Source organism: Paenibacillus tundrae (assembly GCF_030812775.1).
Lineage (GTDB): Bacteria > Bacillota > Bacilli > Paenibacillales > Paenibacillaceae > Paenibacillus > Paenibacillus tundrae_A.
In genome coordinates this window covers 48,270-61,149 of sequence record NZ_JAUSTI010000003.1, presented here as the reverse complement: position 1 = coordinate 61,149, position 12,880 = coordinate 48,270, and the positions used below count along the sequence as shown (strand labels likewise).

The following is a 12,880-nucleotide window of genomic DNA, read 5'->3' as shown; positions in this document are numbered from 1 at the left end:
TCTATCGAAAGATCAACCATCTAATAAGGCTTAACCATTGTTGTTGTTTGTTTTCCTGCTACGGAGTTTTAAGTTCAGCACAGCTTCCTCTGATGATGAGTTTCGTAGGAAGAACTACTTTTTTGGCTATATCACGCTTCGAGAGAAGCCGCTCAGCAATTAGTTCTACGGCGGTCTCGCCTATGTACTCCATATGTACCTTTACGGTCGTTAACGGAGGCTGCATAAATGCCGACATCGCGATGTCATTGAAGCCAATAATAGACATCTCTTCAGGCACCTTAACGCCTGCTTCATGAAGGGCGCGAAGAGCCCCTACAGCCATCGAATCATTTTGAACTAAAAAAGCCGTTGGGCATGCCTGCGATTCCAGGGCACTTTTCATTAGCTGATACCCATCCTCTGGGTACCAATTACTTCCCATATATACGAAGGCAGACTCATGCAAGTTGTGTTCTTGAAGCCATTCACCAAAAGCAAGCTCCCTCTCATCACGCGTCGTTCTAGCATAGGACTCATTATGTCCTCCAATATAACCAATTCTGCTATGACCAAGGCTAGTTAAATACTCCAGCGCTCCTCGAACCGCATGACGCATATCAAAAACGACCGAATCATAATGCTCTTCATCCGGTGATGAATCGACAAACACAACTGCATCTAGATTAGCCGGGAAGCAATCGATATCCTTCTGCTCAAACCTTCCAACGGCAATGATCCCATCAGGTGCTTCCCCATTCCAGTCAATGCCCTCACCAGTGCTGTGCTTATACATCTTCACAAGTTCGAACTGATGCTTGAAGCATTCTCTTTCAATGCCAAGTCGAATAGCCAGGTAATACGGATCCAACATCTCCTCCTGATCTGTATACCAGTTCATCAGTCCAATACGCCGAGTTTCTTTGGGTGCCCCATGAGCAGACCCACTACCGTTACGTTCCCTTGGCGTTCGATAATTTAATTGTTGAGCAATTTCGAGTATGCGCTTACGCGTCTCGTCTGATACGGAAAGGGTTGGGTCATAATTCAGCACTCTAGAGACGGTGGCAATAGATACACCCGCCTGACCTGCGATATCCTTAATCGTTGCCATAATACATAACGTTCCTTTCTTCCAGCTATGACCCCAACATGAACAACTCTGCAATTCTGAATACATTAGCCTGTTGCTAATTCAGCGGGATCATCACAATTAATTCACCTGATAAATAGTGTATCAGATGTCTGGTTGAATGCCCAACAATAACATCCTAGAACCCTGAATAATCCTAGCACAGAGTAAAACCGTATTATGAAAAAAAGACCTCCCGCCCGCGTTGGCCGCGAGCAGAAGGTTTATAACTTGTTTGTCCGTTTTCGATTATTACGTATCTATCAATTAGCTATTCCGTAGGGTATTACTGACCCTTATGTTCCATTAGGTTCAATAACACCTGCACAGCTTCACCTCGAGTTGCGATACCCTGAGGCTTCATGGACTTACCATTACCCTGGATTAATCCAAGCTGTACAAGTGTAGACAGTTGCTGCTGAGCCCAAGGATGAATATCTCCTCCATCTGTGAATTCAGCCAACGCATCATGAGTAGTTCCACCCTCGCCTGGGTACAGGGTTTGCAATGCATTATAAGTCATAACAGCCATCTGCTCTCGGGTAATCTGTTTGTTTGGTTCAAAAGCCATATCAGACACACCGTTGATAATACCTGCTTGATATGCAGCCGCAACGGAGGAAGCGTACCATTTGTCCTTAACCACATCAGCAAACGGCGCATTGGCTGTTTCTTCAAGCCCTAGCATTCGGGTAAGCAACGCGGCAAATTCTGCTCTCGTCACAGGACTTTGAGGTGCAAAATTCGCATCGTCGACTCCTTTAACGATGTGCTGAGCAACCATTACTTCGACAGCACGGTTATACCATGAACCGGACTGAACGTCATTGAATGGCTTCGTAAAAGTCATCAGACTATAGGTTCCCAATTCGTTGATCTGGGCTTCAAATGTGTCTGTCTCGCTATTCCATGTACTGCGCTTAAATGCAGCTTCACCCTTCTCGTTCCAGTGATACACACCGCCGAGCCGGTGATCGGTTCCAGCATCTGCTGCAAGTTCAATTCGGACCGGCCGCCCAAACGTAGGATTCAACTGGCGAACTGTGCCATCTTCAAGCGTAGCGGACAGCTCCAAGCTGATGAACGATCCGCCTGACTTGAGCTGACCGCCCAAACGTTGTCCAGCCAACGCAATCTTCGAATTTTGTTCATTGGCTGCAACAGGTATTGATTTCAGATTCAATAACTTGAATTCAGAACCCAGCTCTGACACAATTTGTTTCAAAGCATCAAATGGCAGCACAAGTGAGATACCCTCTGCGAGTTTGATCGGCAGATCCGTTCGCTTCTGCAGCGCAACAGCAACATCTTCACGGCTTACCGTGGTTGCACCGTTAACACCGTCCGTATTCGTATTTGCTCCTGGTGTAGCAACCGGTGGAGCCGGTGTGACTGCTGGTGTGCCAGATGAAGAACCTTCTGTGGAGCTCCCCCCCGTATTACCGGAAGATCCTCCGGTTGAACCACCTACCGTGTAATTCGCAGTAGCAAGTGTAAACGTGCGATCTAGTACTGAAGCTTTCAGTCTTAAGCTGTAATTGCCATCTTGAAGAGCAGGAATGGATAGTACACCCTCCTTCGATACACCGCCCGTACGAGCCTTAAGTGCATCCTGTTGTACAGCAACTCGCTCTCCTGTAGCCTGATTAACGAGTTCAAGAATGACAGGAATGTGTAGATCTGGCATCTGATTTTTCACATAAGGTGAAGTCGGAATGTTATCTACATAAGCGTTTAATTGTTCTTTTGCAGTTACCTGATATGCCACTGTTTTGTTGCTATTTCCGTTCTGGATATTAAGGCTTCCCGCCAAAACTCCGTCTGTAACATGTGCATCAGCAAAATGTCTGCTGTGCTGAGCGAACGACAAGTCTATCGACTTGGTATAGAAGGCACTGTCATGTAGCCCGTCACGAATCTCGGCATAATGTTCTACATGATTATCCTTCAAATACTTGTGAAGTGTCGTTACTGGCACGTCAAACTTGTACCCATCCTCATTACCTGAATCCAAGTAAATGGAATATCGTTTCAACGCTTCAAGAGGGTAAGATTTAATAATGTCAACTGGATTCTGACCTGCTTGAGTGAAGTTAATTGCACCCATATGACTAGCTGCTGAAGAGAATAGATCCGGGTATTGGAATCCAATCGCGAAGGAGCCGAATCCACCCATCGACACACCGGAGGTTCCTCTGTAACGCGCATCATCAATCGTTCTGAATTTCTGATCTACATGCGATACTAGATCCTTAACCACCATATCCTGCCATTTCACACCATCAGGCTCTGCACCATTTACCCACCAGCTCATTCCGGAAGAGTCAGGCATAACAACAATCATATCCTTGGATCGTCCTGCAGCGATCTCCTTGTTCAAAATCTGATCGATTTTGTCGATCTCGTAGGACTCACTATCACTGTTGAACTGGTGAAGTAAATACACACTTGTATATCGCTTGTCTGGATTCGTCAAATAACTCTCCGGCAGATAGACTCTATATTTAACCGTCTGCTTCGCACTTTCGGAATAAAACTCGGTCACGAAGAACAGTTTCTGATCACCTGTTTCTCGAAGTTTACCGTTCTCCTGCTGATAATATTGGGATACCGTTCCCTGTTGAAGTATCTTCTCGGTTCCATCTGCTTTGGTTCCTGTTACGACAACTTCAGCCGTATACAAGTAACGGTTATCCAGTGTGAACACATACGGATTGTTGATCTTGGTTTGGATTGTTGCATAATCTTTGTTCCACTGTTGACGTTGTTCCAGCAGCTTCAGTTTATCAATGCCTTTCTCAAAATATTTAGCCGACAATGTATCTGCGTAAGCAGTCAGATTTTTCTGATCTATGGCCTGGTACTGCTTAGCCGCAAACTCCTTCACTGTCGTTACTTCGTTCTCACTAGGCACCGCAGAAGGTAGGTCTTTCATTTTTTGCATCGCTGCCTTCGTGTAAATGCCAATAGGCCCAGAATACCAGCCACCGCCGCCGTTATCGTTAAGCATGTACACGGCTATCGTATTGACCTGACCCCGTTTCAACAGATTACTCGGGATTTTATATTCACGTGAAGCTGCCCAGAAAGAAGACTTATACACGCTGTTCTCGAAACCTGTCTCGCCAACTTTAGTCCCATTAATATAGGTGATATCAGCATCATCTATCTTGCCGGCCATTAAGGTCAGATCCTGATCCGGGAAATCTTCAGGAACAAAAAATGTTTTCTGATACCAAGCAGCTCCGTTATAATTATTCAGCCCCTCATAACCGCCGAACCCGTCTGTCCACCAGTCCAGACCTGGCTGCACAGTTGCCCAATCCGTCGTATCCACATTGTCGGCTTCTCCATGTAGTGATGGCCCTGGATATGAATCTTTCTTAAATTTCCAATCACCCAGCAGATCAATCTGAATATCTTCAGGCAACGTACCTGTTGGCGTAACGCGGATTAGGGGTTTGGAACCCAGCGATATCGTTGAGCCAAGTAAAGAGGCTTCGAGCGAAACAGTTGTACTTTTACTGCTACCCAGCTGATCCACTGGAATATTGAAACTGTCACTAAAATTGGATTCAGCCGAACCGGTAATAATGTCCCCCGCGTTCTTCGTATCACTGTACAAGACCTCACCCGCTGGATTAGTCACCTTCAGCGATACAGACAACTCAAAATCCTGATCTGTATCATTATTCTGGAACAGCTGCGCCGCAGCCCGATCCAATTGAGTTGTATAGGCTATACGAATCTCATCCGTATCGGTACCCAATGCTTGAGGCGTAGCCGTAAAGCTACCTGTTAGAATGCCTTTGGCAAACTTAGCATTAAAAGCACCCAAAGAACGGTTCAGATCCACGAGTGGATTGGTGGTGTGATCACCCGGACGCATCTGGTAGCCATGTGAGATAGATTTGGATCGCAGATGAGCGTGAATAGCATTCGTGGAGTTATCTGCATATGTATTAGGGTCATCCGCTCCACCATCCAGATACATGGAATACGCTTTTAACTCATTCTCTGATTTGCTCTTTATCATCTCCATCGGATTCTTTCCAGCAATGGTCATGCCCAGCGGAGCTCGATGGCTTCCAATGGAACCAAATAACTCCGGATGATCAAGCCCGACGACAAAAGCACCAAAACCACCCATGGAAATACCCGTAATTGCTCTGTACTGCGGTTGATCAATGGTTCTGAATTTACCATCAACTACGGGAACTAGATCATTTACAATCATATTTTCCCAGTTTCCTTGATCATCACCTTCCGTCTGATTGACGAAATAGCTCCCTTTGCTTGAGTCTGGCATAATGACAATCATTTTCTGAAGTGTTCCATCCTTCATCCACTGATCCAGCTTGTCTGCAATGCCACCGGTCTCAAACTGCTCACTGGTATTGTTCTCTCCATGAAGCAAATAGACAACAGGATACGTTCTTGTGCTATCGTAATATCCTTCTGGAAGGTATACCCGATAACTCATTTCCTTCTGATTCAGGCTATCGGACACATACGTTGCTGTGTAGAATCTGGATTTCTGTGCTTCAGGTGATCCCCCCGGGGTGGTGAAGATTAACTGATTGCTCAGCTGGGTGTTCTGCTGAGTGACAGGTATAGCAGACTCTTGTTCTATTGGTGCAGTTACAGATGGATCATCGACCACTGCTTCCTGTCCACCCTGTATCGCCTCTTCCTTTACAGACTCTTCTTGTATAGATTCTCCCTGCACAGTTTCCTCCTGCACAGCAGTTGTTGTTTCCGCATATATGAGGCTCGGCGATGAGGTTAACATCAGGGCTGCTGACAATGCGGCGATGGGTATCGTCTTTCTTTTTGTTTTCTTGGATCTGGATCTAGAATCTTTCATGAACTAACCTCCCTAGTTACTTTATGAGAACGTTTACAATTGAACATCACTAATTTATCATTATTTTTAGTAAAAAATCAATAAAATTTTACTTGTATTAAGTAAAATTATTGTTGGAGTGCATTTTCTCTTTTCTCTAAGCGTAGCGTAATCCGATGTTTCGCGTTAAGACTAGCTGAAATGTAACTTATAACCCCATCCGATTAGTAAAAAAACAGCCCTCACTAGAAGGGCTGTTTCAAGAACATTTTCGTTGATATGTTAGTAAATCATGTTCAATACTTAATGAATTGAATAAGTGCTTAATAAGGTTGAAGCAGAATCGGCTCATTCCAGCCATTTATTTGATACTATTTTTCACAAGCGCAGCAAAAGCTTCTGAACCTTCAGCCGTGAGGTGCACGCCATCTTTTTCAAAATAAGCATCCTGACCTTCGCTTGCAGCGTTCCAATCAATAAGTGAGACATTGCTATACTCTGTAGCTGCCTCGTTCAATGCTTTGTTAACTGTACGTTCCCAAGGTCTAGGCACGCGTACCGTAACCAGATACACATGTTCCTCGTCCTTCAAGAATTCGAGAACTGATTTTAGATTTTTGGAATTAAATGACCCGTTGGTGCCTAGTTCCAATATAACCTTACTGCCCATCTGATTGTTCTTTTTCAATTCACTTAATACATCCGCAGCCTGCCACATCTGACGACCAACATGCCCATCGACATGCACACCTGCCATCGTCTGTTCCAGATAAGGCTTGGCGTCGAGAATGACTGAGTCACCGATAATTGTATAGCGGATTTTCTCGTCTGAAGCTGCTGAATTGGTATCGCCTTTAGGCTCATCCGATGTGTGATCAGATTCCTCAGGTGACTGGGTAGCCTGATCGGTAGAATCTTCCGCACCCTCTCCGGATTCTCCACTGTTATCTTGCTGTTCCGTAGATGTTTCTTTATCTACATCCGTTGCTTGCTCCTCAGGCTTAGAGGAGGAATCTGGCGGATTGGCAGGTGAGTCATTCTTACCTGAATGATCATCTGACCCGGCAACCGGCTTATCGGTCTTCTCATCTTGCTTATTACCTGGGTCAGATGGAGCGACCGTTGCAGGTACAACATCTTGTCCCTTCTCTTCCGTGACCGAATGATCGCTGTTAAGCGTGGTTGACATGGACTCCGAATGGGAATCTGAATTCGATTCAGAGGCAATCACCATCTGTGACACCGTTACAACCATCAGGAGCATGGAGAGAACGAGAGCTGAACGTTTCCACCACATGTGGGAAACTCCATGCCGATGACCTCGCCCCCACATCCTCGATAACGTGTTACGGAATCCATTATAACGAATGGGGTTCTCAATATATTTAAGTGATAGTGATGCCAGAACAACCGTTGCCAGCACCTGTAGAATGATTCGTACCGGGTGTGCACCACCCGTATCTACAGTTGGGCTTGTCAGCACGATCACCGGATAATGCCACAGATACAACCCATATGAACGTTCACCTATCCAACGTAGTGGTTTAGCACCAATGATCCGTGCCAGGAACGACGAAGGATGCGCAAGTACAGCAACTAATATCGTCGTTGCAATAGCTTGGATTACCATGCCCCCCTGATATAACGAAGAATCATATTCACTGGAGTTCAGCATCATATAGATTAACAGTAATAGAGCAGCTATCCCTGCTGCATCCATGCCTAATCGATTACCATTGGCAAGTGACGAAGACAACTTCCGGCTAGGCCAGACTACAGCTAGCGCAGCACCCGCTAGTAACGCAAATGCACGGGTATCTGTTCCGTAATAGACCCTGCTTGGATCCAGATCCGGGTTGTACATAATTGCCATTGCACCTGCTGATAATTCAGCCATGATCACAATAAAGACAACTAGCCATCCCTTACGTTTGAATAAAACAATTGCCGCGACCAGCAATAAAGGCCACACGATGTAGAACTGCTCTTCTACAGCTAGCGACCAAAAATGACCAAATGGGGACGGTGGACCAAAGCTTTCGAAATAAGATACATGATGAAAGATATACCACCAATTGCTTATGTATAACACCCCTGCGACAATGTCACCACGAAGAGCGGCCAAGTGGGAAGGATCGGTGCAGAGCAACCAGATCATAACAACTGCTGTCATCGTTAACATGCCGGGTAACAGTCTTCTCACCCGTCTTACCCAAAAGTCACCGAGTAAAATTCGGCCATGTTCCTTCCATTGTGTCAGGAGAATGTCTGTGATTAAGTAACCCGATAGTACGAAGAAAATGCCCACACCGAGCAATCCTCCAGGGATAAAATCCAAATTTAGATGATACGCAATTACGCCAAGCACCGCGATGGCTCGTAAACCATCCAATCCGTTCATGTGGCGCTTGCTACTCAAAGATTGTGACATATGCTGTGCCCCTCCTTACTCATGCAAGTTGACATCTTCGCTGTCTGGGGCAATTTGAAGCTCGCAGTGGTACTGGTTCTCGTTGTCTTTAACATACGTATTGCACCTTTCATCTTTCATTTCCACATTAAAGAAGACGTGTAACATATCTTCTGCGTTGCATCTATAACATTAATATTATTAATCCACGACGTGGATAACATAGTCAGATTCATCTGATCGCACCATGCGTTTATATCACAGTATACGCTCGATCCATTCGGTAGAATTTACAAGAACAGTTACAACAGTTTAAAACGATGTAACTTTATCTTCCAAGCTTCTATAGCTGTAAAATCATACTCTATATTTATAGCTTAATACAGTGCTTTTCATCGAATGGAGAATATTACCTTGCATTGTCAAATGAGAGATTCCTCATATATTACGGTTAAGAAACATGTAATCCATGGAAAAAGGCTGCCGACTTACTCAGCAGCCACTAACCATTATAAACCTATCCTTCGCCGGATTGAAAGTTTTGCTCATAAATGCATCTCGAAGCCTAGGACTCAAGCGCCGAAAAGGGTAAATTTTACAATTATTTACTAGATAAGAGCTTTATTAGCTAGGCTCCTTGACAGTCTCGAACTGGCATTTCCACAATTCCATTATGTTAATCCTGATAGATTCTAATCTATGCGATATCGATCTCGGCTCTTAATTCCATGAAGCTATTAATCACACGATCGGCCTGTGCTAACTCATCCGGCTGAGCAAAATCGAAATTGCACCCAATAGACCTCAATCCATTTTCCTTGGCTGCTCGGATATCGGACAACCGATCGCCAATGACCATCCCTTGAGTGATCTTATACTTCTGTATAATGGTTCGTACCAGATCTGTCTTATTCTGCGATACTATCTGTTGTATGCTAAAGGTTTCCGTAACCCATTCATGCAAGTGGTAATAGCTAACGATGGATTCTAAGTATTCAATCTGCCCGTTACTGGCTATGTATATCGGAATTTCTCTGTTTTTGCACAACTGAAAGAACTCTTCCACACCAGGGTACAGTGCCCCTTTACCTGTACTAATATGTTCGATTAATCTCGCATGGAACCATTCATTCGCTTGATTTCTAATGGAGTCAGAATGACCGGGTAATAAAGTTTCCCAAACGACCGGCAGTGGAACCCCCATAATCTCACGGTACTTTTCTATAGGTGTACCTTGATTCCATAACCCTTGTGATCTTAGGTGCTCAAATGTGTCATGCAGCGAAGATTCCAATATTTTATCCGTCTGAAACAACGTTCCATCCATATCAAAAATTAATGATAACATCAAAAAACCTCCTAATTACGTCCTATCTCATTTTACATTGGCTAAAAAACACCCTACCACATGGGTTTCACATGTATTTCTCATCATACGCTTTACTAACAAAAAAACAAACGATTAGTCGCTGAAATTGGCAAATTTCACTAATCGTTTGCATGAGATTTTTAGTATTGAAGGAACTGTTTCGTTCGAATGAATTCGAATCAACGATTTAACTACATTTACTGTACCCGCAATGGCTACACGTTTTGCATCCTTCCAGATTGATTAGGGTTGCTGAACCACATGAAGGACATAAGTCCCTTGATTCAGCAATAGAAGCGCGCCCCATTCCTCCTGTTGATTCATGCGTAGCAGCATGGTTCGTGTCCTTGATCAATGCTTCTCTCCATGTCTCTGCGTTACCTGCATCTGTTTGGAGGGAATCCGAATGATTGTGATTTACGCTTAACTTTGGCTCGTTCTCTATACTTTGGTTCTGTACATGACTTTCCAAAGCTTTGGCTACTGCATCTGCAATGGATTCGACCCGATTCACACCAAAGCCAATGGCTCCTGAACCTCCAATGCCCTTCAAGTGCTTAATGAGCAGTTCCACTTTATGCCCATGGTCACCGTACCGCAGGAACAGAGAGCAGACCCGTCCGAGTGCCTCTGCCATGGCAAACACATCTGAACCCGCTTTACCTACATTTAGGAAAATCTCGGCCGGAATGCCGTCTAGGTCATTGATCGTAATATAAGCCATTCCAAATGGCGTATTAATTTTGTAAGTGGCTCCACGTAGCACCTGAGGGCGGCTTCTGTACTGTTTATCCAGCACTTTTGCAGAGGTGGCTGCTACATCCGATCCAACTACTGTCTCTAATGCTGCTTCTGCCTCTGACGTGGATTCTTGTTTATTTAATACCTTTTCTTGCATTTCGTGTGCTTCCTGTGCATTTGCCGCTTCTTGTCCTTCTTCCTTTACCTCTTCCTTCTTCGAAGTGGATAACACCTGCACATCCCTACTACCATCTCGGTAGATCGTAACCCCTTTGCATCCCAGATCATAGGCAAGCTCATAGAGCTGCGCAGTATCTTCGACCGTAAAATCGGCTGGACAGTTAGCTGTTTTGGATATAGAGCTATCCACCCACTGCTGAATGGCCGCCTGCACGCGAATATGATTCTCAGCGGATAGATCCATCGCGGTTACAAAGTACGCTGGAAGTGACTCATCTGGATGGGCATTCAGCCACTCCTGTGCGATCGGTACAAACTGTTCATCATAACCAAGCCGGCTCTGACGGAAATACTTAAAAGCAAAGTATGGTTCAATACCTGTTGATGTACCCACCATCGTTCCTGTACTTCCAGTCGGAGCCTGCGTGATTAGGGTGACATTACGAATGCCCTGTTTCCGTATAGCCTCCCCTACTTCCGGATACGTCGCAACCATGTTTTTCATAAAACCGCTCTGCAGGTATGCCTCTACTTCAAAAGCAGGGAACGAGCCCTTCTCAGCCGCAATCTCTGCCGATGCCAGATAGGCCTCCTTCGCAATGAATCCATACAGCTTATCTAGAAATTCCAGCGACTCCGGGCTGCCATATCGAATGCGAAGTTTGATCATCAGCTCTGCGAGTCCCATCGTACCAAGCCCCACCCGACGTTCATGCTGCTGGTTCTGTCTATTCTCTTCAAAATGATACGGCGTCGCATCAATTACATTATCCAAAAATCTCGCCGAAACACGTGTAGTCTCCGCCAGTTCTTCCCAAGCTACATCATCTGCATCTGCGTCATAGAATTTGGATAGATTGATTGCTGACAGATTACATACACCCCACCCTGGCAAGCCCTGTTCGCCACATGGATTGGTGCAGATAATCGGGTTGAAATACCAGCTGTTCGACATTTGATTATAATACTCCATAAATACAACGCCTGGCTCTGCGGATTTCCAAGCAGATTCAATAATGGTACGCCAGATATCCCGCGCTTTAACCGTACGATATGAAATAACCGAGCGACCAGCATCTCTCCATTGCTGAAGGTCTCCGTTCCACTCGTTATCATAATTGGGGTCAGTTGTATCTGGAAAAACGAGCTCCCAGTCACCGTCCTCTTTAACGGCTTCCATAAATCCATTACTTACACATACGGATAAGTTCGCATTCGTGACCTGACCCATCGTTTGTTTCACCGTAATAAAATCAAGCACGTCAGGGTGCCAATCGTTCATCATCAGCATTAAGGCGCCTCGCCGGCTTCCTCCTTGTTCAATCAGTCCGGTAGTATAGCTGAACAAGCCACCCCAAGACACGGATCCGCTTGATGACCCATTAACCCCTTTAACAACGGCTCTGCGAGGTCGTAAGGAAGACAAATTAATCCCCACGCCACCTCCGCGTGCCATAATCTCAGTCATTTCAGTCAACGTTTTCATAATACCACCGCGGCTATCCTGCGGCGAAGGGATAACATAACAATTAAACAGCGTGAGTTCATCACTTGCGCCAGCACCCGCAGCAATCCGACCTCCTGGTACGAGCTTCCAATCGTCTAATACTGAGCGGAATCGAGACTCCCATGTCGTTCGTTGTTCAGGGGTGGATTCTACGGCGGCCATCGCTTTAGCCAGGCGATCCCACATCTCTTCAGGTGTCTTTTCTATATTAAGCGTTAGCTTCTCTACATCCGTCCTGACGATCTCTCCGCTTCGGGTTCTCACTTGAACCAGCTGACCCTCACGTTCTATGATCTCCCCAACTTCCTTCGTTGGGAATTTAGGGTCATCCTTTGTTAATACCAATACAACATCCCCGACCTTTGCATGATTCGAATCTGCGTTCTTCCAGGCATATCGGTCTAGAAATATTTTCTCGCTTAGTCCCTCTAACTTGTGTGATCGTTTGTTCGTTTTCATCGCCACGCTCAGCCTCCCCGGAATAAAGGTAACGGTTCAATTTTGCTCTACGATTAAATTATGACTAAATACCACATGTAGTGATTATATTCAAGTATATTACACCATATATTGATTTTCCATGTGATTTATATCATAGCCGTTCCTCGCATTCATTAATACTCGGACAAGCTTCCTCAATCACCCTCAGACGTATGAATACGAACTCTGTGAACTTTTTGGGAAAATACAGCCGTGCATATAGAATTCTGAATCTG

At 45.1% G+C, this 12,880-nt stretch carries 5 protein-coding genes; all 5 read right to left on the bottom strand.

Translation table 11 applies throughout. From position 1 onward, the window contains the following. Window positions 1–58: 58 nt before the first annotated feature. The 5 genes from J2T19_RS06095 to J2T19_RS06075 all read right to left on the bottom strand — a co-directional run bounded on the left by J2T19_RS06095 (window position 59) and on the right by J2T19_RS06075 (window position 12,623). Window positions 59–1,093: a LacI family DNA-binding transcriptional regulator gene (locus J2T19_RS06095; RefSeq protein WP_307214139.1), complete on the bottom strand. Its 1,035-nt coding sequence runs from the start codon at window positions 1,091–1,093 to the stop codon at window positions 59–61. Window positions 1,094–1,397: 304 nt separating this feature from the next. Further along, window positions 1,398–5,978 (bottom strand): alpha/beta hydrolase-fold protein, encoded by a 4,581-nt coding sequence (locus tag J2T19_RS06090; protein WP_307214138.1) that lies wholly within the window; start codon window positions 5,976–5,978, stop codon window positions 1,398–1,400. A gap of 340 nt (window positions 5,979–6,318) precedes the next feature. Further along, complete coding sequence (locus J2T19_RS06085; protein WP_307214137.1) at window positions 6,319–8,388, bottom strand: acyltransferase family protein; 2,070 nt, start codon at window positions 8,386–8,388, stop codon at window positions 6,319–6,321. Between the two features lie 676 nt (window positions 8,389–9,064). Beyond that, window positions 9,065–9,718, bottom strand: a complete 654-nt coding sequence (locus J2T19_RS06080) for an HAD family hydrolase (RefSeq protein ID WP_307214136.1) — start codon at window positions 9,716–9,718, stop codon at window positions 9,065–9,067. Window positions 9,719–9,923: 205 nt separating this feature from the next. After that, complete coding sequence (locus tag J2T19_RS06075) at window positions 9,924–12,623, bottom strand: adenosylcobalamin-dependent ribonucleoside-diphosphate reductase (RefSeq protein ID WP_307214135.1); 2,700 nt, start codon at window positions 12,621–12,623, stop codon at window positions 9,924–9,926. Window positions 12,624–12,880 lie beyond the last annotated feature (257 nt).

Coding starts and splice junctions, on each gene's coding strand:
- J2T19_RS06090 (WP_307214138.1), bottom strand. CDS start 5,978: ATGAAAGATTCTAGATCCAGATCCAAGAAAACAAAAAGAAAGACGATA.
- J2T19_RS06095 (WP_307214139.1), bottom strand. CDS start 1,093: ATGGCAACGATTAAGGATATCGCAGGTCAGGCGGGTGTATCTATTGCC.
- J2T19_RS06075 (WP_307214135.1), bottom strand. CDS start 12,623: ATGAAAACGAACAAACGATCACACAAGTTAGAGGGACTAAGCGAGAAA.
- J2T19_RS06085 (WP_307214137.1), bottom strand. CDS start 8,388: ATGTCACAATCTTTGAGTAGCAAGCGCCACATGAACGGATTGGATGGT.